The 23457-nt window shown below is 45.0% G+C and carries 28 protein-coding genes and 1 pseudogene; all 29 read left to right on the forward strand.

All coding sequences use genetic code 11. The features are described 5' to 3' along the window. Positions 1-5 precede the first annotated feature (5 nt). The 29 genes and pseudogenes from AWB54_RS02590 to flgF all read left to right on the forward strand — a co-directional run bounded on the left by AWB54_RS02590 (position 6) and on the right by flgF (position 23390). The gene (locus AWB54_RS02590; protein WP_061213079.1) at positions 6-716 is read left to right on the forward strand and encodes a LytR/AlgR family response regulator transcription factor; all 711 of its coding nucleotides are present in this window, start codon (positions 6-8) and stop codon (positions 714-716) included. A 127-nt stretch (positions 717-843) separates the two neighbouring features. After that, positions 844-1047: a 50S ribosomal protein L31 gene (gene rpmE, locus AWB54_RS02595; RefSeq protein WP_011641772.1), complete on the forward strand. Its 204-nt coding sequence runs from the start codon at positions 844-846 to the stop codon at positions 1045-1047. Positions 1048-1235: 188 nt separating this feature from the next. Further along, positions 1236-2144, forward strand: a complete 909-nt coding sequence (locus tag AWB54_RS02600; RefSeq protein WP_061213080.1) for a DUF1385 domain-containing protein — start codon at positions 1236-1238, stop codon at positions 2142-2144. 33 nt (positions 2145-2177) lie between these two features. After that, positions 2178-3245: a peptide chain release factor 1 gene (prfA, locus tag AWB54_RS02605; RefSeq protein WP_061213081.1), complete on the forward strand. Its 1068-nt coding sequence runs from the start codon at positions 2178-2180 to the stop codon at positions 3243-3245. Next, positions 3246-4094, forward strand: coding sequence for a peptide chain release factor N(5)-glutamine methyltransferase (gene prmC, locus AWB54_RS02610; RefSeq protein WP_061213082.1), 849 nt, complete (start codon positions 3246-3248; stop codon positions 4092-4094). Positions 4095-4099: 5 nt separating this feature from the next. Next, positions 4100-5110 (forward strand): L-threonylcarbamoyladenylate synthase, encoded by a 1011-nt coding sequence (locus tag AWB54_RS02615; protein WP_268873630.1) that lies wholly within the window; start codon positions 4100-4102, stop codon positions 5108-5110. A gap of 533 nt (positions 5111-5643) precedes the next feature. After that, positions 5644-6231 carry a manganese efflux pump MntP gene (locus AWB54_RS02620; RefSeq protein WP_061213084.1) on the forward strand — a complete coding sequence of 196 codons (588 nt, stop codon included), beginning with the start codon at positions 5644-5646 and terminating at the stop codon, positions 6229-6231. A gap of 16 nt (positions 6232-6247) precedes the next feature. Further along, positions 6248-6724 carry a low molecular weight protein arginine phosphatase gene (locus tag AWB54_RS02625; protein ID WP_061213085.1) on the forward strand — a complete coding sequence of 159 codons (477 nt, stop codon included), beginning with the start codon at positions 6248-6250 and terminating at the stop codon, positions 6722-6724. Further along, positions 6724-7146: pseudogene (rpiB, locus tag AWB54_RS16205) on the forward strand (ribose 5-phosphate isomerase B); the annotation flags it as partial. The gene AWB54_RS02625 and the pseudogene rpiB, both read left to right, overlap by 1 nt. Before the next feature lie 36 nt (positions 7147-7182). Next, entirely contained in the window at positions 7183-8430 is a 1248-nt protein-coding gene (locus AWB54_RS02630) for a serine hydroxymethyltransferase (RefSeq protein ID WP_061213170.1), read from the forward strand. 66 nt (positions 8431-8496) lie between these two features. Continuing rightward, positions 8497-8976, forward strand: a complete 480-nt coding sequence (locus AWB54_RS02635) for a deoxycytidylate deaminase (RefSeq protein ID WP_061213086.1) — start codon at positions 8497-8499, stop codon at positions 8974-8976. A 171-nt stretch (positions 8977-9147) separates the two neighbouring features. Further along, a complete protein-coding gene (locus AWB54_RS02640) occupies positions 9148-9459 on the forward strand; it encodes a MazG-like family protein (protein ID WP_011641763.1) in 312 nt (103 codons plus the stop codon). Positions 9460-9796: 337 nt separating this feature from the next. After that, positions 9797-10060 (forward strand): AtpZ/AtpI family protein, encoded by a 264-nt coding sequence (locus AWB54_RS02645; RefSeq protein WP_061213087.1) that lies wholly within the window; start codon positions 9797-9799, stop codon positions 10058-10060. Positions 10061-10226: 166 nt separating this feature from the next. Beyond that, positions 10227-10910 (forward strand): F0F1 ATP synthase subunit A, encoded by a 684-nt coding sequence (atpB, locus tag AWB54_RS02650; RefSeq protein ID WP_061213088.1) that lies wholly within the window; start codon positions 10227-10229, stop codon positions 10908-10910. A 57-nt stretch (positions 10911-10967) separates the two neighbouring features. Continuing rightward, positions 10968-11186 (forward strand): ATP synthase F0 subunit C, encoded by a 219-nt coding sequence (gene atpE / locus AWB54_RS02655; RefSeq protein WP_082735978.1) that lies wholly within the window; start codon positions 10968-10970, stop codon positions 11184-11186. Between the two features lie 116 nt (positions 11187-11302). Further along, positions 11303-11923, forward strand: coding sequence for a F0F1 ATP synthase subunit B (gene atpF / locus AWB54_RS02660; protein WP_235811066.1), 621 nt, complete (start codon positions 11303-11305; stop codon positions 11921-11923). Continuing rightward, a complete protein-coding gene (locus AWB54_RS02665) occupies positions 11917-12465 on the forward strand; it encodes a F0F1 ATP synthase subunit delta (RefSeq protein WP_061213090.1) in 549 nt (182 codons plus the stop codon). Before atpF ends, AWB54_RS02665 begins: the two co-directional genes overlap by 7 nt. A gap of 22 nt (positions 12466-12487) precedes the next feature. Beyond that, positions 12488-14002, forward strand: coding sequence for a F0F1 ATP synthase subunit alpha (gene atpA, locus AWB54_RS02670; protein ID WP_061213091.1), 1515 nt, complete (start codon positions 12488-12490; stop codon positions 14000-14002). Positions 14003-14014: 12 nt separating this feature from the next. Then, entirely contained in the window at positions 14015-14911 is an 897-nt protein-coding gene (gene atpG, locus AWB54_RS02675) for an ATP synthase F1 subunit gamma (protein WP_061213092.1), read from the forward strand. 3 nt (positions 14912-14914) lie between these two features. Further along, positions 14915-16345: a F0F1 ATP synthase subunit beta gene (gene atpD / locus AWB54_RS02680; RefSeq protein ID WP_011641755.1), complete on the forward strand. Its 1431-nt coding sequence runs from the start codon at positions 14915-14917 to the stop codon at positions 16343-16345. A gap of 3 nt (positions 16346-16348) precedes the next feature. Next, positions 16349-16762 (forward strand): F0F1 ATP synthase subunit epsilon, encoded by a 414-nt coding sequence (locus AWB54_RS02685; protein WP_011641754.1) that lies wholly within the window; start codon positions 16349-16351, stop codon positions 16760-16762. Positions 16763-16901: 139 nt separating this feature from the next. Beyond that, the gene (locus AWB54_RS02690; protein ID WP_011641753.1) at positions 16902-17177 is read left to right on the forward strand and encodes a hypothetical protein; all 276 of its coding nucleotides are present in this window, start codon (positions 16902-16904) and stop codon (positions 17175-17177) included. Between the two features lie 37 nt (positions 17178-17214). Next, on the forward strand, positions 17215-17523 hold the full coding sequence (locus AWB54_RS02695) for a hypothetical protein (RefSeq protein ID WP_011641752.1): 309 nt from the start codon (positions 17215-17217) through the stop codon (positions 17521-17523). A 118-nt stretch (positions 17524-17641) separates the two neighbouring features. Then, positions 17642-18382 carry a YwmB family TATA-box binding protein gene (locus tag AWB54_RS02700; protein WP_041427597.1) on the forward strand — a complete coding sequence of 247 codons (741 nt, stop codon included), beginning with the start codon at positions 17642-17644 and terminating at the stop codon, positions 18380-18382. Positions 18383-18502: 120 nt separating this feature from the next. Beyond that, entirely contained in the window at positions 18503-19747 is a 1245-nt protein-coding gene (murA, locus tag AWB54_RS02705) for a UDP-N-acetylglucosamine 1-carboxyvinyltransferase (protein WP_061213093.1), read from the forward strand. A gap of 253 nt (positions 19748-20000) precedes the next feature. Next, positions 20001-20858 carry a stage II sporulation protein D gene (gene spoIID / locus AWB54_RS02710; protein WP_235811073.1) on the forward strand — a complete coding sequence of 286 codons (858 nt, stop codon included), beginning with the start codon at positions 20001-20003 and terminating at the stop codon, positions 20856-20858. Positions 20859-20929: 71 nt separating this feature from the next. Next, positions 20930-21181, forward strand: coding sequence for a sporulation transcriptional regulator SpoIIID (gene spoIIID / locus AWB54_RS02715; protein WP_061213095.1), 252 nt, complete (start codon positions 20930-20932; stop codon positions 21179-21181). A gap of 219 nt (positions 21182-21400) precedes the next feature. Further along, positions 21401-22429, forward strand: coding sequence for a rod shape-determining protein (gene mreB, locus AWB54_RS02720; protein WP_061213096.1), 1029 nt, complete (start codon positions 21401-21403; stop codon positions 22427-22429). A 187-nt stretch (positions 22430-22616) separates the two neighbouring features. Then, positions 22617-23390, forward strand: coding sequence for a flagellar basal-body rod protein FlgF (gene flgF / locus AWB54_RS02725; RefSeq protein WP_061213097.1), 774 nt, complete (start codon positions 22617-22619; stop codon positions 23388-23390). The last annotated feature ends 67 nt before the right edge of the window (positions 23391-23457 follow it).

The following is a 23457-nucleotide window of genomic DNA, read 5'->3' on the forward strand; positions in this document are numbered from 1 at the left end:
ATTCCTTGAAGGTTTTACTTCTCGAAGATGAAGAATACAACCGGGATTTTATTCGACAACTACTGAAAGAGATTCCGGTGGTAAGAGAGATTATGGAAACTGCCAGCGGCGAAGAAGCTATTGCTCTGGCCCAAGAAAACCGGCCCGAACTTATTTTGTTGGATATTGAGCTGGATAAGAGCGATTTAAATGGCTTGCAGGTGGCACGGAATATCTATAGCTTTAATAAAGAAGCTTATATGGTTTTTATAACTGCCTATTCCAAATATGCCATTGATTCCTTTGAGGTGCATCCCTATAGTTATATTTTAAAACCCATAAAGGTGGCCAGATTCAGGGAATTAATAGAGGAGATAGCCGAAAAAACCAAGCAAAACGATAGATTGGATTACGATATCCTGGTAGTAAAGCACAAAAACGAAATATATCACATAAAGCCAGGTGATATTATTTTTATTGAGATTCAGAACAACCTATCTTTTATTCATACCAAAGAAGGTATTTTTGAAAGCTATTTATCCCTGGCTGAATTCGAGATGATGCTTGACCGCAATTTCCTCAGGGTACACAAATCCTTTATTGTTAACCTGAAGCAGATAAAACAGACCCGGGGAATATTTGACCGCTCTTATGAAATCGAGTTTTATGGTTATGACCAGAAAGCCTTGATGAGCCGTTATAAATATCCGGAATACAAGAGACAAATGGGATTATAGATAATTTTTCACTTCGTTTCTATATCTCCTTGTCTTTTAATCATATTCTTGATATAATTTTTTTTGCAGTTCATTGACCTATATAGCTTTTAACTGCAGCTAACCAGGTTGAAGAGAGGTGAATCTAATGAAAGCAAAAATACATCCCAAGTACCATCAGGCCAAAGCCAGGTGCGCATGTGGCAATGAATTTGAAGTAGGCTCTACCAGTGAAAACATACGGGTGGAAATATGCTCCAAGTGTCATCCTTTTTATACCGGAGCCAAGGGTCGGTTGGTTGACACCACCGGGAGAGTTGACAGGTTTAAGAAAAAATACGGTTTGAGTTAGTGCATATTGGCAGGGACGCTGGTCTCTGCTCTTTATTTCTAAGGCGTTGGGTGTAAGGTGAATGGGTCATAATATATCAGCCACCTCACACTTTACGCCTTACTAATTACCGGGACAAGGCGATAGCGTGAAAAATACTTTTTTATTACTATTTATCTCGCCGCTTTTGTGGCGAGATGGAGGTTAAAATGAGCAAGTTTCAATATGGGGGCATGGCCGTTATAGAAGGGGTTATGATGCGAGGCCCGGAACTTACTTCCATAGCCGTTAGAAAAGAAGACGGCAGCATTGAGCTGGATCAAGAAGCCAACAGCCAGCTTCCCCGCCGGTACCCCTTTTTAAAATGGCCCTTCATCCGGGGGACTTATGTACTTATAGATTCTATGGCGGTGGGAATCAGGATGCTGAACAAGTCCGCCAATATGTCCCTGGGAGAAGATGAAGAAGAACTCAGTTCAGGAGAGATGCTGGTCAGCGGTCTGATTGCTTTTGCTCTGGCCGTTTTACTATTTGTGATTCTGCCCACGGCAATAGTGCATTACACCCAGCAATATGTCGGGGGAATACTGCTGCAGAACGTTATCGAAGGCATAATCAGAATCGCTTTTTTTCTGCTATATGTTTATGCTATATCCAAAATGGAGGATATAGCCCGGGTCTTTATGTATCATGGGGCCGAGCACAAGTCCATTTCCGCCTATGAAGCCGGGGAAGAACTGAGCGTAAAAAATGTACGGAAATATACCACCGTGCATCCCCGTTGCGGAACCAGTTTCTTGCTTATTGTAATGGTAATTTCTATTCTTGTTTTTGCATTGCTGGGGGAAGGAAGCCTTTTCTACCGGATATGGTCGAGGTTGGCAGTTCTTCCGGTAGTTGCGGGCTTGGGATATGAGTTTCTCAAGTTCACCGGCAAGCACTATAAGCGCCGTTGGGCCAGGATTTTGATTGCCCCCGGCTTGCTTTTACAGAGCTTAACCACCCGGGAGCCGGATGATGGCATGCTGGAAGTCGCTATAGCAGCCCTCAAGGCGGTTCTGTCTGAAGAGAAAGCTGCGTTGAAGCCAGATCTGGAACCGGAACTGGCTTTACAGTAACATCAGAAGTGAAAGAATCGAGGAGGAAAAAACTTGCTGGAAAAATTGGATAGTCTGGAAGAAAAATATGATGAACTAACCCATCTCTTGAGCCAGCCTGAGGTTCTTTCCGACCAGGCCAGGTTTCAAAAGTTGGCCAAAGCCCACTCTGATCTCAGTGATATTGTAATTATGTACCGCGAGTATAAATCACTATCCCGGCAACTGGAGGATTCCAAAGAGATGCTGGCTGAGGAAGAGGATGAGGAATTTCGCCAGATGCTGACGGATGAAATTCCTGAACTGCAGGAGAAAAAAGCTTCCCTCGAACAGGAATTGAGAATACTCTTGCTGCCACAGGATCCCAATGATGAAAAAAGCGTAATCATGGAAATTAGAGCCGGTACCGGCGGGGAGGAAGCCGCCCTTTTTGCCGGTGATCTTTTTCGCATGTACAGCCGTTATGCTGAAGAGCAAGGCTGGAAAATAGAGATAATGGACACTCATTACACCGATATCGGAGGCATTAAGGAAATAGTTTTTGTAGTTGATGGGCGGGGAGCCTACAGCAAGTTGAAATTTGAATCCGGAGTTCACCGGGTGCAGCGGATACCAGTGACGGAATCCGGGGGGAGGATTCATACTTCAGCAGCAACAGTGGCTGTTTTGCCCGAGGCCGAAGAAGTCGAACTAGCCATTGACCCTAATGATTTACGCATAGATGTTTATTGTTCCAGTGGTCCCGGGGGACAATCGGTTAATACCACCCAATCAGCCGTCAGGATAACGCATATTCCCACGGGTGAAGTGGTAACCTGTCAGGATGAGAAATCCCAGCATAAGAATAAGGCTAAAGCCCTGCGGGTTTTGCGGGCGAGGTTGAAAGAACTTCTGGAGGAGGAGAAAAATGCGGAGATGGCAGGTAACCGCAAGAGCCAGGTAGGCAGCGGCGATCGCAGTGAACGCATACGCACCTATAATTTTCCCCAGGGCCGGGTTAGCGATCATCGCATTAATTTGACTTTGCACCGCTTGGAGTCGGTACTGGAGGGGCGTCTGGAGGAAATAATAAATGCTCTTATAGCTCATTACCAGGCTGAGCGTTTGAAACAGGTGGATTGAGTGCAGCAACAGTGGTTAATAAAAGAATTAATAGACTGGACCACCCGGTTTTTTGCGGATCGGGGCCTGGCAGAACCCCGCCTGGAGGCGGAAGTTTTGCTGGCCCATGTTTTGTTGCAGAACCGGGTTTATTTATATACTCATTATGACCAGCCGGTTAACCAGGAAGAAAGGCAGCAATTTCGTGAACTGATTAAAAGACGAATAAAGGGCGAACCATTAGCCTATATTGTAGGATATAAGGAGTTTATGTCCCTTGAATTCAAGCTTAACCAGGCGGTACTGATCCCCCGCCCGGAAACGGAGTTGCTGGTGGAAGAAGCCCTGGAAATAGCCCGGGCAAAAGAAGGGTTGCGTATCTGCGATGTAGGGACCGGTTCCGGAGCCATTGCGGTAAGCCTGGCTTTTTATCTCCCCACAGCCCAAGTTTATGCTACAGATATATCGGCTGAAGCTCTGGAAAAAGCCCGCGAGAATGCATTACGGCATAGTGTTGCCATAACTTTTTACCAGGGTGATTTGCTTTCTCCTTTTTTAAAAGAAGAACCTTATGATATAATCGTTGCTAATTTACCATATATAAGCAAGGAAGAATTTTTGATGCTGGATTCAGGGGTAAAAGATTACGAGCCCTCACCGGCTTTGCTGGCTCCAGGTGATGGCCTGGAGCTTTACCGGCGTTTGTTGCCCCAGGCCTATACCTTGCTGGTTTCCGGAGCTTATCTTTTGCTGGAGATTGGCCATGAGCAGGGGAGCAGGGCCCGGGAAATGATGCAAGGTTGGGGAGAAACAGAAATAATTAAGGATCTGGCAGGCAGGGACCGCCTGATAAAATCCAGAAGGGGGTAATAAGGCTGGAAACCCAGTATTGGCAAGTAAATCCTGCCTGTCCGGAAAAGGAAATAATTATGCAGGCAGCCAGTTTAATTAAGGCTCAGGAACTGGTGGCTTTTCCGACCGAAACGGTCTATGGTCTGGGGGCGGCGGCCTTTCAAAGCCAGGCAGTGGAAAAAATATTTGCGGCCAAGGGGAGAGCGGAAAACAATCCTCTGCTCCTTCACCTGAGTTGTATGGAACAGGCGGAAAGTGTGGCCAAAGAGATTCCTCCTGCCGCCAAAATGCTCATGGAGCGTTTTTGGCCCGGCCCTTTATCTATTATTCTGCCGGCCCGGGAAACGGTACCGGCTATAGTCCGGGGTGGAAAAACTACCGTGGGTTTGCGTATGCCGGCTCACCCCGTGGCTTTGGCTTTGATTGACCAGGCAGGTCCTTTGGCCGCCCCCAGTGCCAATCTATCCGGCCGGCCCAGTCCGGTAACGGCAGAGCATGTGAAAGCTGATTTGGATGGAAAGATAGCGGCAATTTTGGATGCGGGGCCAACTGGCTTGGGACTGGAATCCACTATTATAGATCTCAGTAATCCAGGATGCCGGATACTGCGCCAGGGAGGTATCACTGTTGAGGAATTGGAAGAAGCCATGGGGATGTCTATTACGGTTAATAACCCGGAGCAGGAAAACTTTCCTCATTATCAGATAAAATCTAAATTGCTGCTCGGCCCAAGCTGGGAAGAGATTGACGACTACTTGAGCAGTATAGAGCAATTGGAGAAAAAGTTGGTTCTAGTTCACCCTTATATCGACAAAAATGATGCCCGTTGGGAAAAACTAAAAGATAGATATCCCCAGTATCAATCATATGACCTGGACTTAAATACTGCTACTAACCGGCTTTATTCTCTCTTGCGGGAAGCCGAGGAGAGAGAAATAGAATTGTTGCTTTTCACTCCCCTTCCCAAGAAGCCGGGCGGGATAGCCGGGGTCATGCTTGACCGTATATACCAGGCAGCTGGGAATTCTCTCTAATAATTAGTTTGATTCTAATGCAAAAAGGATTCCGCTGCAAAAAGTAGCAATTATGCATTTGCTTGCATAAATATTTCGCTCGCAGTCTACGCATGGGCAACACCAACGGCTCGTCTCGCGGCTCAAGGGGTACCGCGCCAATCTCCCGTCCATGGGAGGTGGCGCTCTCGCGACATCCTGTCGCTCGCCCCCTTTCGCCTGCTCGTCTTCGCCGGGTGTAGCATCCATGCTTCGCCAACGCTCGCTTTGCATATTTATGCAACCCTATGCAACAAAAAGGGGTTTTTGCAGTAGAGTCAAAAAGTTATTAGTATTCATTGGCTTGTATAAAATATACCGCTCGCCCCCTTTGGCCTGCTCGCCAAAGCCTAAGTGTTGTATCAATGCATCGCCTACGCTCGCTTTGTATATTTATACAACCCTTATGCAACAAAAGGGGTTTTTGCATTGGAGCCGCAGTTTATGATATTTTTGAAAGAAGGTGTAAGCACTGTATATTAGCCGGGGTAAAGTATTCTTAAGTGCTATAAAATATGATTGAAATATTGGTTACGATTATAGTAGTGGCAATTGTTCTGGGGATGGATGCTCTCTCCTTGGCTATGGGAATGGGATTGCGCGGAGTTTCAAGAAACTATGAAATGAGATTTGTTTTAACAGTGGGTATTCTTCATGTCTTAATGCCCCTTTTGGGTTTAAGCCTGGGGATGGTGGCAGGAAGGTTTTTGGGAGTGTGGGCTACCCGGCTGGGAGCCCTGGTTCTGGTCTACTTGGGTTGGCAAATGCTGCGCAAAGGTTACGCCGAGATTCAACCCCAGAGATATAAGTTTGCCGAGGCTAAAAAGGCTTTGGCCGGTGACAGGCAAAACACCCTCGATAGCTGGACCGGCATCTTGCTTTTGGGAATTTCTGTAAGCATTGACGCCTTGACAGTTGGCTTTACTTTGGGTACTTTAAAAATGCCCATTCTTATTACGGTGTTAATGATGGGATTAATTGCAGCTACTATGAGCTGGGTTGGATTTGCCGGGGGAAGAGTACTGGGTCGCTTAACCGGAAGCTATGCCCAAATTCTGGGCGGAGTAGTTTTACTGGCCCTGGCAGTAAAGTTTGTGGTTTGAGAGAAGGAAAGCAAGCATGAAAAGAATTCTCTTTGCCTGCACCGGTAATACCTGCAGGAGCCCAATGGCACAAGCTCTTTTCTCCAAAATTCTAAAGGAAAAGCAATTGCAGTATGACTTTGAAGTGCTTTCAGCCGGTATTTTTGCCTATCCGGATTGTCCGGCTTCTCCTGAAGCGCTGGAAGTTTTGCGTCAGGAAGAAATAGATATTTCCCAGCATTTATCGCTTCCCCTCACTGATGAATTATTGGAAGATGCTCACTTGATTCTTTCTATGACCATAAGCCAGCGCAACTATTTACAGGAGACCTTCCCCCATAAAAGGGAATCTATCTTTTCTCTGGCTGAGTTTGCGGGGATGGGAGAAATTGATATTATGGATCCTATTGGAAGGGGACGGGAAGCTTATTTGGATACTTTACAGCAGCTAAAGACTATTTTACCGCAGGTCTTAAAGGTAATACTCCAGCGAAAAAATGCAGGGGGAATATGATGAAGCTTATTATTGGCTGTGATCATGCCGGCTTGGAACTCAAGAACGAGATTATCGAGGCCCTGAGGGAAGAAGAATATAAAATAATGGATTGTGGAACCTTTAGTAAAGAATCGATGGATTATCCCGACATAGCTGAAGAGGTGGCCCGGCTGGTCTTGCAGGAAAAGACCCGGGGATTCTTGATTTGCGGAACGGGGATTGGGGTGGCCATAGCGGCCAATAAAATTCCGGGAATAAGAGCAGCGGTATGTCATAATATATACAGTGCCCGCCTGGCTCGGGAACATAATGATGCCAATATATTGACACTGGGTGCCCGGGTAACTGGAGGGGGCCTGGCCATAGAAATCGTAAAAAGTTTTATAAAAGCTGAATTTCAAGCAGGTAGGCACCTGCGCCGGGTAGAAAAGATAAGCAGATTAGAAAAAAAATGCCTGAGGGAGGAGTCAAGTCGCATGGATTATATTCAGAATTATGTCAAGCCGGTAGATCCAGAAGTGGCGGAAGCCATAGAAAAGGAAGAGGCCAGGCAAAACAACAAATTGGAGTTAATTGCTTCGGAAAACTTTGTATCCCGTGCTGTTATGGCGGCTCAGGGTTCGGTGATGACCAATAAATATGCCGAAGGTTTACCCGGGGCCAGGTATTATGGTGGTTGTGAATATGTAGACATAGCAGAAGAGCTGGCCCGGGACAGGGTAAAAAAGATTTTCGGAGCCGAACATGCCAATGTGCAACCCCATTCTGGGGCCCAGGCTAATACAGCGGTATATTTCGCGGCCTTGCAGCCGGGACAAACCATAATGGGTATGAATCTAAATCACGGGGGACATCTTACTCACGGCAGTAAAGTAAATATATCCGGGAAGTATTTCAATATTGTGGACTATGGGGTCAGCAGGGATACAGAGAGAATTGATTATGAAGAGATACGAGAAATAGCACTAAAAGCGCGTCCCCAAATGATTGTGGCCGGAGCCAGTGCTTACCCTCGGATTTTGGATTTTAAAAAGTTCCGGGATATTGCTGATGAAGCCGGGGCTCTTCTTTTTGTGGATATGGCCCATATTGCTGGCCTGGTGGCTGCAGGCCTTCATCCCAGCCCGGTTCCCTATGCCGATTTTGTATCCTCTACTACTCACAAGACTTTACGTGGACCCCGGGGAGGATTTATTTTATGCCGGCAAGAGTGGGCCAACAAAATAGACAAAGCGGTTTTCCCCGGTATACAGGGAGGGCCTTTGATGCATGTAATAGCAGCCAAGGCCGTTTGCTTTAAAGAGGCTCTTACACCGGAATTTAAAGCCTATCAGCAGGGTATTGTCAACAATGCCGCTATATTGGCAAAGGCTTTGATGGAGCAGGGTTTACGTGTGGTATCGGGAGGAACGGACAATCACCTCATGTTAGTGGATGTTCGCCCTAAAGGACTTACCGGCCGCGACGCCGAAGCTATTTTGGAATCCATAAATATTACCGTAAACAAGAATGCCATTCCCTTTGATCCGGAGAAGCCCACTGTTACCAGTGGCATCCGGGTAGGAACGCCAGCGGTTACCAGCCGGGGGCTAAATGGAGACGATATGAGGGAATTGGCCCGTGCTATAACTCTGGTACTGGACAAGCATGATAGCGAGGAAGTAAAGGAAGAAGCCCGGGGGATAGTAAAAGCCCTTTGTGATAAGTATCCGCTGTATGCCTAGGAGAAATCTTAATAAAATTTTGGTAGATTACCCCGTCCAGGGAACAAGTAGAGGTTGAGGTAAAAAATGTTAGGTGAGAGGCCAAATTGGGACGAATATTTTTTGCAATTGGCTGATTTGGTAGCAACACGCTCCACTTGCCTGAGAAGGCAGGTAGGGGCAGTGCTGGTAAAGAATGAGCGCATTATTTCCACTGGCTACAACGGAGCTCCGCGTGGACTGGAGCATTGCCTGGATACAGGCTGTTTGCGTGAGGAACAAGGTATTCCCTCGGGACATCGCTATGAACTATGCCGGGGGGTGCACGCTGAACAAAACGCATTAATTAATGCGGCTTATTATGGAGTAAGCACCTCGGAAGCTGTACTCTATTGCACCAATCAGCCCTGTATTATTTGTGCCCGGATGATAATAAATGCTGGTATAATAAGAATTGTGCACCGGGGTAATTTTGATGATGATTTGGCCATAAAATTTTTAAGGGAAGCAGGCATAGAGCTGGTATTCATACCCCGGCAAGGCGAGGAAGCTAACCATAGCGGATAATTAGCTTTAATCAATTATAACGAGGTGAAATATATCCCCTGCTTCTTTAAGCGGTCGAATTCTTATTAACAAAATAGGTAGCGGGTTCTAATCCCCACCTCGTTGCAGCGGTGTGTTGAAACTGCTCCGCAGTTTCTTCCGATACTTTAAGAATAATGGTGGTAATATCTTATGGAGACAAAGACCCTGTCCTTACCCAGGCTTAATCAACTTAACCCCACTCTGGAATCAACCGCCTTGAAACTTATGGAAGAGGCCGGCGAACTAGCACAGGTAATAGGTAAATACCGGGGAATGAGCGGTGAAAAAGTAGAAGTTAACGGAGATCTAGTGGTAAAACAGATTGCGCGGGAACTCTTGGATGTGGCTCAGACAGCAGTTACCATGATGTTTGTGATGGAAGAACAATTTGATCTTAACATTGAAGATCTCTTAAAGGATCATTGGGGGAAGCTGGAACGCAAAGGATATTTATCCCGGTGAAAAGCTTTGTAAAAAGATTATAATGGAACTGGAAGACAAGCTCGCTAAAATATCGATGTAATATACTATTACTTCCAAAGCGGTTCTAAAAAATCGAAATTAACCAAAGCAATAAAAGGATTTTTCTATCCTATAACGAATTAAAAATACTTATCCATAAAAAACTGTAGAATATAAACGGTCGCCCTTATTCCGAACCAAATAAATTCGTCATTTTGAAGAGAAATAGCATTTGATTTTAGCCCAAAAATTTTATTTTGTGAAAAAAGGATTTTGCCTATTTATGACGAATAGGGAATAGGGGATACTGCAGCATAAGGACAAAAGGTGTGAGTTAATGGCGGAAAAAGGCAGCAAAAACTGGGTCAAAGGACTTAGTGATGCGATAAACCTGGCCACTACAGTTGCAGCAGCAGTAGCCCTGGGATACTTTGCCGGCAAGTGGCTGGATGGGAAATTCGACACTGAGCCATGGTTGACTGTGGCTGGTTTTATGTTGGGAGTGGCTACAGGCATTAAGGCCATGTGGGAAAAGAGTTTTCCTATAAAGAAAAGCATCCAAGATATCAAAGAAAAAACCTCCAAACGAGAAAATGAGTAAACAATATATTTAAATCAGGCTCGATTCTTGGTAAGCCTCTATTTCTAAAATCTAATAGTTAAGATTTAATCCAGTAGTTTCGCGAGTCTAAAGTTTTGCGCTCAGTCCGGGGATAAGGGGCTGGCAAAACTGCGATAAGTACATGTAAGGAAGGGGGGAAAGAGAAATGATATTTGGTATGTGGGATAGTACCTTGTTTCATCTTGGTCCCATTCCAGTTGACCATCTAATTGTTACAGAATGGGTTATAATAGCTTTCATCGGTATTATAGCTATGACCGCAACAAAAAACATGCAGATGGTTCCGAGAGGTTTACAAAATGCTTTTGAAGCCATTGTATTGTGGACTTATGACTTCTTTACTCAGTTAATGGATAAAGAAAGCGTTGCCAAGAAATGGGCTCCGTTACTTACGTCGTTCTTCCTGTTTATCTTACTAAGCAACTACAGCGGACTCATTCCTGGAGCAGCCCGCATTGAAGGCTTTCAGCCTCCCACCAGTAACTGGAACGTTACCATGACCTTAGCTTTAATTACATTCTTTTCGGTTCATATCGCCGGATTCTCCGAGCACGGAGGACATTATCTGCACCATTTTGTAAGCCCGAGCTGGGCGATGTTGCCCTTGAACCTGGTCGAAGAGGTGGCGCACCCGTTGTCCCTCACCGTTCGTCTATTCGGTAACATATTTGGTGAAGAAATGGTTATTGCATATCTGTTGTTTATGGCACCATTTATTGTGCCATCTGCGATAATGGGCCTGAGTTTGCTCTTGGGTGCTATCCAGGCCATAGTGTTTACAATACTATCGGCTAGCTATATAGCGGCTGCTGCTGGAGAGGGTCATTAAAAAATTAAAATATAGCTCAATGAATAAACCATCTGAGCAATGAAAGGAGGGAAAAAGATGGGCGTAGCATTAGGTGCTGGTCTAGCTGTATCAATCGCCGGTATCGGTGGTGGTATAGGAATGGGCATTGCTGGAGGTAAAGCTTTTGAAGCTATTGCCAGACAGCCTGAAGTTGGAGGAGACGTAAGAACCCTTCTCTTCATAACACTGGCTGTTATTGAAACCCTGACTATTTATGGTCTACTCATTGCTTTCATGCTGGTAGGCAAAGCCTAATTAATGAAGTAAAAATCTCGATTTAGGGGCGGTAAAGGCGTTTAAGAACTTTATAGAACTTAGAACCTTATCGCCCCAAAAACTATTTTGCTCTTGAGATTGGAGGTAGCACATCCGTGAGAAGGAACAGGAGATTCTATTTATCGGTCCTCCTCGTGACCATGGTTATGATATTGGGATTTGCCACCTTCTGCATGGCATCAGGCGGAGGTAATGTGCCTGTCCCGCAACCGGACGGCAAGACGCCTGCATTCGGGAACCTTTATGCAATCGGTTGGTCGGCAGTTAACTTCCTGGTTCTGCTGGCTCTTATGTACAAGTTCGCTTATGGTCCTATCAATAATATGCTGGAACAGCGGACAAATGCCATTGAAGGCTCTTTGAAGCATGCAGAAGAAGTCAAACTAGAAGTAGAACAAATGAGAAAAGAAACCGCCAGCAACCTGGCAGAATCCCGTAAAGAGGCTCAAGAAATTGTTGCTCGTGCGACCAAAGCGGCAGAAGAGTCCAAAAACGAAATCATAGCCAAGGCCAAAGAAGAGTCCACATTAATCAAAAACAAAGCAGCGGCTGAGATTCAGGCTGCCACCGAGCAGGCCAAGCTGGAACTCAAAGATGCGGCCGTTTCCCTGGCTATATTGGCTGCGGAAAAGGTATTGAGCCGGGCTATTAATGATGATGATCACAAAAACCTGGTTAAACAATTTGTTAACGAGGCGGGCGATCTATTATGTTAAACAAGAGCGTCGCCAGGCGCTATGCTGAAGCATTTTTTAGCATTGCTCGGGAAACGGGAAAAGTAGATGAACTTCAGCAGGAGCTGGAAAAGTTAGTTAGTATCATTGAATCCACCGAAAATTTACCAGAATACTTTGCCCATCTTTTAATACCGGCCAAAGCCAAAAAGGAAGTGGCCAATAAGATCTTTGGAGGACAGGTTTCCCAGCTAACTTTGAACTTCTTAAATATGGTTATCGATAAACGCCGGGAGACTTATATCGGGTTAATCAGCGAGGAATACCGGGACATGGCTGATGAACTGAGGAATATTACCAAGGCTGAGCTGACTGCAGCTGTTCCAGTTTCAGAAGCGGACATGAAGAATCTGGAACAGAATATCTCAGCTAAAACCGGGAAGACGGTTCAACTTAGTTTGAAGGTTGACCCCGGACTGATAGGTGGCTTGAAAATACGAATAGGTGACCAGATCGTGGATGCCACCGTTGCCAAGAAACTCGAAATGTTAAAAGAACAACTTAAACAAGCAAAGATAAGTTAATGCGATAGGGGTGAGCACATAAATGAGTATTAGACCGGAAGAGATTAGCGCTATATTAAAAGAACAAATAGAGCGCTACCAATCCGAGGTCGAGGTCAGCAATGTTGGTTCAGTCATATATGTTGGTGACGGTATTGCCCGCGTATACGGACTGCAAGGGGCCATGGCTGGTGAATTGCTGGAGTTCACTGGAGGAACCTTCGGAATGGTTCTAAACCTGGAAGAAGATAACGTTGGTGCGGTTCTCTTGGGAGAATATAATCATATTAAAGAAGGCGATGTTGTAAAAGCTACCGGAAGAATCATGGAAGTGCCGGCTGGGCCTGCCATGTTGGGCCGGGTAGTAAATGCTCTGGGACAACCTATAGATGGAAAAGGACCTATTAACACCACCGCTTTCCGCCCGCTGGAAAAAGTGGCTCATGGTGTTGTTACCCGTCAACCGGTTACTACACCGATGCAGACTGGACTCAAGGCTATTGATTCCATGGTTCCCATCGGCAGAGGTCAGCGTGAACTTATCATAGGTGACCGTCAGATCGGGAAAACCGCCATTGCTCTTGATAGTATAATTAACCAGAGAGAAAAGAAAGACCTTATCTGTATTTATGTAGCCATCGGCCAAAAGCAAGCATCTATAGCCGGCATTGCTGCCAAGTTTGAAGAAATGGGTGCGATGGATTACACTATTATTGTTGCTGCTACCGCGTCTGAACCGGCTCCTCTGCTTTATATGGCTCCCTATGCCGGGGTTGCCATGGCGGAAGAATTTATGGAAGCTGAAGGCAAAGACGTTCTTATTATTTACGATGACCTTTCCAAGCATGCCGTAGCGTACCGTGAGATGTCCCTGCTGCTCCGCCGCCCGCCTGGCCGCGAAGCATATCCGGGCGACGTTTTCTACCTGCACTCCCGCTTGTTGGAGAGAGCATGCCGTTTGAACCCTGACCACGGTGGAGGGTCCATAACGGCTCTGCCTATAATTGAAACCCAGGCTGGTGACGTATCCGCCTATATTCCGACCAACGTTATATCCATTACTGATGGTCAGATTTACCTGGAAGCTGACATGTTCAACGCCGGCCAACGGCCTGCGGTTAATGCTGGATTGTCTGTCAGTCGAGTTGGTGGATCCGCCCAGACCAAAGCCATGAAATCAGTTGCTGGTCAGTTGCGGCTGGACCTGGCTCAGTATCGTGAACTGGCGGCTTTTGCCCAGTTCGGCTCCGACCTGGATAAAGCCACTCTGGCCCGCTTGACCCGTGGTGAAAGAGTAACCGAGATACTGAAGCAAGGACAATATCAACCTATGCCGGTGCAGGAACAGGTTGTATCCATTTATTCTGGAGTTAATGGTTATTTAGACGATATTCCCAGAGATAAAGTGGGTGAATTTGAGGTGGATTTCCTCAAATTTATGCGCAGTGCCAATGCTGATGTATTGAACGCTATCAAGGACACAGGAAAAATAGATGACGCAACAGAGCAAAAACTTATCAAGGCGATTAATGAATTTAAGTCTACTTTTGCGGTTTAGGTGGTGATCTAGATGGCAGGAGCAGGTGTAAGAGAATTTAAGCGCAGAATAAGAAGTGTTCAAAATACCCAGCAGATTACCAAAGCCATGAAGATGGTGGCAGCGGCCAAGTTGCGGCGAGCTCAGGAAGCAGCCGAGTCATCCCGGCCTTATAACGAAACTTTGAAGGGAACACTGGCCCGATTAGCGGCGGTATCCTTTGATGTCCGGCATCCATTGCTGGTAAAAAGAGAAGAAGTACGAAAAGTTGGTTATATAGTAGTAACTGCAGATCGCGGCCTCTGTGGTGGTTATAATACCAATATTATCCGGGCCGCCAACCATGCCATTGCCGAGGATGAGAGAAAAGTTGAAACCGGTATTGTTGCTGTAGGCAGGAAGTCCCGCGATTTTTATCGTAAACGGGGCGGTGTTGATGCAGAGTTTGTTAATTTGGGCGATAATATCAGTTATGCCGATGCCCGTGAAATAGGACAATATGTTACCAATGCTTATGAGAATGAGGAAGTAGACGAAGTGTACCTCGTCTATGCCAAATTTATTAATGTATTGCGACAGGTACCAACTGTGACCAAGCTTTTACCCATAGAACCCCCTACCCAGGAGGAAGAAAGCAGTGATATCAAAGAAACACGGCAAGTGGACTACATTTATGAGCCCAGTGCCGAGGATATTTTGCTGGCATTGCTACCCAGGTATGTTGGTAGTCAGATATACAACGCTATGCTGGAAGGTAAAGCCAGCGAGCAGGGAGCAAGAATGACAGCTATGGGTAATGCTACCGAGAATGCCAAAGAAATAATTAGCAACCTTACTCTGGAAATGAACAAGGTAAGACAGGCGGCCATCACTGATGAAATCCTCGACATTGTTGGTGGTGCCGAAGCCCTCAATAAAGGAGGAAAGTAGATAATGGCGAATGTAACATATGGAGAGGTAACCCAGGTTATCGGCGCGGTTGTTGATATACGCTTCAAACCTGGAGAATTACCGGACCTGATGAACGCAATTACAATTAGATCAAGCGAGCAGGACGCCGGCTTTACAGCCGTTGCCGAAATCGATGTTATGCTTGAAGCTATGCAGTTGCTGGGTAATGACGTAGTTCGCTGCGTTGCCCTGCAGCCTACTGATGGAATTAGCCGAGGCATGAAAGCCGTTAATACCGGTGCAGCCATTAAGATACCCGTTGGCGAAGGATGCCTGGGCAGAATACTAAATGTTTTGGGTCAGCCAGTTGATGAAGCGGGACCAGTAAATGCCTCTGACTACTGGGAAATCCACCGTAAGCCCCCCGCACTAGTTGAGCAGTTGCCCGCTACGCAACAGCTGGAAACTGGAATCAAGGTTGCCGACCTGATTTGCCCCTACGCCAAAGGTGGTAAGATAGGACTATTTGGTGGAGCTGGCGTGGGCAAGACTGTTATTATTCAGGAACTTATAAGAAACATCGCCTACGAGCATGGTGGATATTCAGTGTTTACCGGCGTGGGTGAGCGTACCCGTGAAGGAAATGACCTCTGGGGTGAAATGACCGAGTCCGGCGTTATTGATAAGTGCGCCTTGATATTCGGACAGATGAACGAGCCTCCTGGAGCTCGTCTGCGTGTTGGTCTGACGGGAATGACCGTAGCGGAATATTTCCGTGACTTCTCCGGTTTGGACGTTTTGATTTTTATTGATAACATCTTCCGTTTTGCTCAGGCTGGCAACGAAGTGTCGGCTCTGCTGGGACGTATGCCTTCTGCTGTTGGTTACCAACCAACCCTGGCCACAGACATGGGTTATTTGCAGGAACGTATAACCTCCACCCGGAAGGGGTCCATCACTTCCGCCCAGGCGGTTTATGTTCCCGCTGACGACTTGACTGACCCGGCTCCGGCCACGACCTTTGCTCACCTGGATGCGACTACGGTTCTTTCCCGTGCTATATCCGAGCTGGGCATTTATCCGGCGGTTGACCCCCTGGACTCCACCTCGCGTATACTGGATCCCCAGGTGGTCGGTGATAAACACTACGATACCGCTCGCGGAGTTCAGAAGATACTGCAACGCTATAAGGAACTGCAGGATATTATCGCCATTCTGGGTATGGATGAATTAAGCGATGAGGATAAGCTGATAGTAGCCAGAGCCCGTAAGATTCAAAGGTTCCTATCTCAGCCCTTCCACGTAGCGGAACAGTTTACTGGTTCACCGGGAATCTATGTACCCACCAGCGAGACGGTAGAATCCTTTAGTCAAGTTTTGGCAGGTAAACATGACAATCTAAGTGAGGATTCTTTCTATATGGTTGGTAATATTGACACCGCAGTTGCCAAAGCTAAGAGACTGGAGGCGTAGCCTATGGCAGAGAGTACCTTTATGCTGGAAGTAGTTACTCCGGAAAGGATACTATACCGGGACGAGATCCAGTTTATGGTGGCTCCAGGTATAGAAGGCGAACTGGGAATTATGAAAAACCATGCCCCTTTGGTAGCAGCATTAAATATTGGCGTATTGCGCTACCAGACCTCTACTGGTGTAGACAAGCGTATGGCTATTAGCGGTGGTTTTATGGAAGTTATTGATAATGGAACCCGTGTTCTGGCAGAGACTGCAGAACATGGGAGTGAAATTGATGTATTGAGAGCCAAGGCCGCTAAGGAAAGGGCAGAAAAAAGACTTGAAGTAAGAAGCGAAGAAATTAATCATGCTCGTGCCAAAATGGCTCTGCAGAGAGCTATTGCCCGGATCAGGGCCAGCGAGAAACCCCTTTAGTATCCTGGAATGACAATCATAAGACAAAGCCGGAAGGAAAAAAAGTTTCCTTCCGGCTTTGAAATTTTGGGATTAGATTATATAATAAAGCAATATAGATATACATACTTATTGGGAGGAGTTAAAAATTCATATCCCTATGGAAAAGATCATTGCCAGTAGTTTTCTGCCGGTAACATCTTTTGCATTCAATTATGAGTTCAATATGAATAGCATGGTCAGGTATTTGATTATTATTACCCTGTGCTATTATTTTTTAAAAGGACTCATTTATTTGTTACTATGGCAGACCACCCACAAAATTGAGGAGAGGGCCAGAGAGCAGAAACGTAAGGAAAAAGAGAAACGGGAGAGTATGCGACGAATTTGGGAGGACGAGGAGATTGAGAGGGATGATGATAGCAATTGGTGGTGATAGGTTTTAAGGAATAACGGCAAAAAGGGGGAGTTAGATGAGAACCATGTTTCTTATTCTTATTGGCGTTGTTTTTGTTATAACTATGGTATTTGCTGTTTTAATTTGGCGGCAAACCATAAAATTAGAGAAAAGTGCCCTGGCGGCAAAACAACGCAAAGAAGCTTATTTGCAACAGCTCGAGATAGAGAGACAAGCGGAGATAGAGAGACAAGCGGAGATAGAGAGACAGGAAGCATTGGCAAGAGCTAGAGAAGATGAAAAGCAGAAAACGGAAATGAATAATGATAATGATGGGAGCAAACCGGAGAACCAGGGTGAAGCATCACCCATTAGCTCTAATTAAATACCGCAACAAGACCTGACTAGTGTCAGGTCCTTTATTTTTTACTGCTTAATAGTTAACGGAATAAAGCATTCTTCCCCCGGCAATAATTAACAATAAAAGATCTGGGGGAATTATTATGCGGAGGGTTATAGTCATTATTATTTCGTTTATTTTTATTTGCACTTTTTGTAACCATAAAATTAACAGCCAGCAAAAAAAGGAAGTTCTGCTACCTTCACCTTATCACCTATCTTTTGCATCAATCGGTGCAATTTCACTTGAATCACGTCTGGATTGCTGGGCAAGAATAAAAAAGACATCTTCAGCAAAAGAGATTCGCCAAGACATGGAAAACATTTTAAAAATACTAAAGGTACCAGTTGATTCCAAGAACTTTAAAAATGGTAAGCACCCTGTCTCCATAAATTTTTACTCCTCTTATGGAGACTATAGACTTCAGTTAAGCGGCCAATCAGATGATCAAAACGGCGAGACTTACTTTTTGTTAAGCCTCGTTTCTAGCGAATGTAGCAGTGATTACCTGCGAAATCTGCCCCAAATTTTAAGCAGGGCAAGTAATTTAAACTGGACTTCATATTATTTATACACCGGAAGAATTGACCAGAGTCTTAATACAGAGTCACAACAGAAGATATTACGAACAGTAATGAAAACTTTAAAATCAGAAGAAATAGATAATTTTGCAGGCAAAAACATAGTTAGCATGACGGGATACAGCCAGAGTATAGAAAATATTAGCCCTTCGGTTTTAATGGGTAGAAAGAAATACAATATCCAAGTCGCCGCAAGAAGTAACTCTAAGGAGGGAAAAACTTATATATATATTGGTTCTCCATTGATTTTGAAGGATTATTAGAATTGTAAATTGCTCAAGCAGTGTTGGTTTATACCAATACTTATATGAGCCTCTTCAAAAATTAAAAGTTGAAAAAGGCTTCACCCTGCACCCTTCGGGTACCAAGGAGGTGATATATAATTGGCAATTACTGTAGAGAATAGCGAAAATATAAGTGGCGAAGTAGAAGTAAGTTCTTCAAAAAATGCTATTTTACCGATTTTGGCAGCTTCTTTGTTAAGTGATGATAAAGTTACAGTGAATAAAGTCCCGGAGATTAATGATGTTTCCATTATTAAAACTTTAATTAATTCGCTTGGGGTTGAAGTAGAAGAATCTGCTAAGAGCATTTGCTCTTTTGGTATGCCGCAAAACAACCACCCCCCCTACGAATTGGTCCGGCAAATCAGAGCTTCTTTCCTGGTAATGGGACCGCTCTTAGCTAGAAAAGGGAAGGTTAGAATATCATTTCCCGGCGGTTGCGCCATAGGTAACCGACCTATCGACCTGCATTTGAAAGGCTTCCAAGCTCTAGGAGCCAGGATCAATCTTTCCTGCGGGGATGTAATAGCAACAGCTAAAAAACTCAAAGGAAATCATATTTACCTTGACTTCCCCAGCGTTGGTGCTACCGAGAATATATTAATGGCTGCTTCCATGGCTGAAGGCCGGACTTATATTGAAAATGCCGCCCTGGAACCGGAAGTAGTAGATTTGGCTAACTTTATAAACAGTATGGGAGGGAAGATAAGCGGAGCCGGAAGCAATGTTATCAAGGTGGATGGGGTAAAAAAAATGACCGGCGCTAATTATACCCCCATACCAGATCGAATTGAAGCAGGGACTTATATGGTTGCAGCAGCGGCTACTGCAGGTAATGTTCTGGTCAAAAATGTGATTCCGGAACATTTAAAAGCGATAATTGCCAAATTAATTGAAAGTGGGGCCGAAGTTGAGGAGGACCAAGCACAGGTAAGAGTAAAAAGAAATAAAAAGATTAAACCGGTATATATAAAAACGCTGCCTTATCCGGGTTTTCCTACGGATATGCAGGCGCAATTCATGGCCTATCTCAGCCGGGCTGAAGGAAGCAGTGTAGTAACGGAATCTGTTTTTGAGAATCGCTTTATGCATGTACAAGAATTATTAAGGATGGGAGCAAAAATAAAAACAGAGGGAAGAACCGCAATAATAAAAGGGACTCAGGAAATTAGCGGAGCCAGTGTAAAAGCTACGGATTTGCGAGCGGGAGCGGCCTTGCTAATAGCAGGTTTAACTGCTGAAGGCAGTACGATAATAAGTGAAAGTGAACATATTGATCGGGGTTATGAAAAAATAGTGGAAAAGCTCAGCGGGTTAGGGGCCAGGATATATAGAAAGCCATAAATCGTAATCCCCTTCCCCTTCTGATGTCTGACTATCGTTGATCGACGACCAATAGCCCCTTACCCCTTCCTCACTTTCTTGCTAATTCCCCTGGCCAGAAGCCACAATGAAATGCGGCTCCTTTTTTTGTTCCAAATTAAAGGAGAGCTGGAATGAATCTTAATCTTCTTTAATATTATTATGCATGAGTAGAAAAGCAAAAAACATTCTGATAATAATGGCAGGATTTTTACTCCTGCTGTTTGTTACTTGCATGCTGATTCGCGGCTGTAAACCAAATGAGCAATTCACAGAGCCCAGTATTAATTTATACCGAACAGAGGAAAAAAGATCTTATAAACTAACGTTGGAGGAATATATCCAGGGAGTAGTAGCGGCAGAAATGCCGGCATCTTTTGAACTGGAAGCCCTAAAGGCCCAGGCAGTGGCTGCCAGAACTTATACCTTGAGGAAACTTATTGATGGACGAAAATATGCCTTAAATGCAGACCTTTCCGATAATATTTACGAGTGTCAGGCCTATATTTCCTGGGTGGAATTTGGGGACCGGCATCCCCGGGACAAGGAGCAATGGCAGAAAAAAATCATGCAAGCCTGTAATGAAACCAGAGGAGAAATTATGCTTTACCAAGGCGAACCCATTGATGCTTTGTATCATTCGACCTGCGGGGGAATAACCGAGAGTGCTCTGGAAAGCTGGGGTAAAGATATACCCTACCTGCGATCGACCAATTGTAACTATTGCCGCCAATCCAAATATTACGAAAGCATACAAGTTTTTTCTTCAGGTGAATTGCATAGACTTACTGGAGTATCAAATACAGAAGCAATAAAAATATTGACCAAGACCCCGGCCGGGCGTAGCAAAAAACTAAAACTAGATAATCGTTTGATATCCGCCGAAGAGTTCCGCCGAATTCTTCAATTGCCTTCAACCTGGTGGAGCTTAAAAAAACATAAAAATAATTTGTTAATTATAAGCAAAGGTTATGGGCATGGTTTGGGCATGTGCCAATATGGGGCCAATGGTATGGCAGCTCAGGGGAAAAACTATCATGATATTTTAGGCAAATATTATAAAGATATAGATTTTTACCGGATGAATTATTAGACTTCTCCCTTTTTGTTCTTCTGTTGAGAATTGCTGAATATATTTAATTAATTCAAAAAGGGAGGAAAAAGATGCAGAACTATATAAGAAAGCGTGCGGTCAAGATCGCCAATCACATACTGCAAACCTCCAATACTGTACGACAGACAGCAGAAGTATTCGGCATCAGCAAAAGCACTGTACACAAAGATGTGTCCGAAAGACTGCCGCGCATCAACCGGGATTTGGCTGAAATGGTGAGATGCATTCTGGATAAAAATAAGGCCGAGAGGCATATCCGGGGAGGAGAGGCAACCAGGCAAAAATATGCTTCTATGGAATAATTATTTATAACGAGGTGAATTATGTTCCCGCTAAGCGGTCGTCCTATTAAGAAAACAGGCGGCAGGTTCTAATCCCCCATCTCGTTGCAGCGGTGTGTTGAAACTGCTCCGCAGTTTCTTCCGATGCTTAAAAAAACAAATAGCAATGGCCATCCCCGCCGATTAAAGGTAAAATAATGAACAAGTGTAATTTTTTTTGGGGGAGGCTTTTGCAAAAAAATGTGGTTTATCGAAGATATTGGAATTGACCTGGGAACAGCCAGTGTACTGGTTTTTAAAAAAGGCCGGGGAGTAGTGCTTAATGAACCCTCGGTAGTAGCTATCGACAATAGCAGCAATAAAGTAATTGCAGTGGGAGAAGAAGCCCGGCAGATGCTGGGCAGGACTCCGGGTCATATAGTAGCTATCCGACCCTTAAAAGAGGGCGTTATTGCTGATTTTGATACTACAGAAAAGATGCTCAGCTACTTTATCCGGAGGGTTATAGGAAGAAAAATATTATTCAAGCCCCGGGTAGTTGCATGTATACCTACAGGAGCCACTGATGTAGAAGAGCGGGCCGTAAGACAGGCTACCCTATCATCTGGTGCCAGGCAGGCTTTTATTATTGAAGAACCGGTAGCTGCAGCACTTGGAGCCGGCATCGATATATCCGAGGCTACCGGCAACATGGTGGTGGATATCGGGGGAGGAACATCGGATATAGCAGTGCTATCGTTGGGTGGAATTGTATGCAATTCTTCCCTTCGGGTAGGAGGGGACAAGTTTGATGAAGCTATAATCCGTTATATTCGCAAAGAATACAATCTTATGATAGGTGACAGGACAGCTGAGGAAGTTAAGATTCGCGTGGGAACAGCTTTTGTTAATGAGGGGAACCGGAATCGGCTTATGGAAGTAAGAGGGCGCGACCTGGTAAGCGGTTTGCCCAAAACAGTAAAATTCAGCTCCGAGGATTGCTGGCTGGCTTTGCAAGAGCCTATATCTACTGTTATTGATGGCGTTAAGAAAGTACTGGAGGTTACCCCTCCGGAACTGGCTGCCGATATTGTCGATAATGGTATTGTAATGACTGGCGGGGGTTCATTGCTGGATGGCCTGGATAATTTACTGTCCAAGGAAACTAAACTGCCGGTACATATAGCCGATGATGCTATTTCTTGCGTGGCTATGGGAACAGGACGAGTTTTAAATGAAATATCCGTGCTGGCTCAATCCAAAGGAAGAGGAGGCAGAAGAGTGCTTTAGGTTAAAGTCTTTGCCCCCAATTCCCGATAATCTTTTTAAGGATAATTTTAAGCATGGCAAGAAACTGCGGAGCAGTTCCAAAAACCGCTGCAACGAGGTGGGAGATTAGAACCTGCCGCCTGTTTTCTTAATAGGACGACCGTTTAGCGGGGACATATTTCACCTTTTTATAAATGGGGGATGTAGATTGATTAGGGGTCTTTATACAGCCGGGGCGGGAATGATGTTGCAAATGGCCCGGCAGGATGTAGTTGCCAATAACCTGGCCAATGTAAATACCAGCGGCTTTAAGAAAAATACGGCAGTGGCCAAGGCTTTTCCGGACATGTTAATAAGCCGGCTGGGAGAGTGCAAGGAAGACCTGCAGAAACAGCTTAAAGTACAACCGCCTGTAGTAATCGGTCGATTGGGAACCGGGGCCTCCATCAGCGGTATATATACCGATTTTGATAATAATAACCTTAAGAAAACCGATAGCCCCTGCGACCTGGCCATTACCGGAGCGGGTTATTTTGTAGTGCAAACTCCGGAAGGCCAGCGTTTTACCCGCTGTGGAGAGTTTAAAATAAATTCTGAGGGAATACTTACCACCAACAGTGGATACCCGGTGCTCGATAGTAATGATTCTCCTATTACTATCGAAGGAGAATTCCTAATTGACGAACAGGGGAATATTAGTATAGACGGAGAAAATATAGCCCGCTTGAAGATAGTAAACTTTAACGATTTGCAGATACTGGAGCGCTTGGGCCACAACCTCTTAAATTCTCCGGAAGAGCCGATGGTAGTGGAAAGACCGGAAATACTACAAGGATATATAGAGCAGTCCAATGTAAATGCGGTAAAAGAAATGGTTACCTTGATAAGCGTGGTCAGAGCCTATGAATCTCTGCAAAAAATGGTGCAGGCTGAAGATGAGACTATTGGCCAGGCTATTGAAAAGGTGGGTAGTATAAACTAAGGATACAGAAACCGCCTCTGGGCGGTTTTTTTATTTTAAGGCAGAAAAAGAAGGAAAACCATGATTT

It is taken from the genome of Syntrophomonas wolfei subsp. methylbutyratica (genome assembly GCF_001570625.1).
Lineage (GTDB): Bacteria > Bacillota > Syntrophomonadia > Syntrophomonadales > Syntrophomonadaceae > Syntrophomonas > Syntrophomonas methylbutyratica.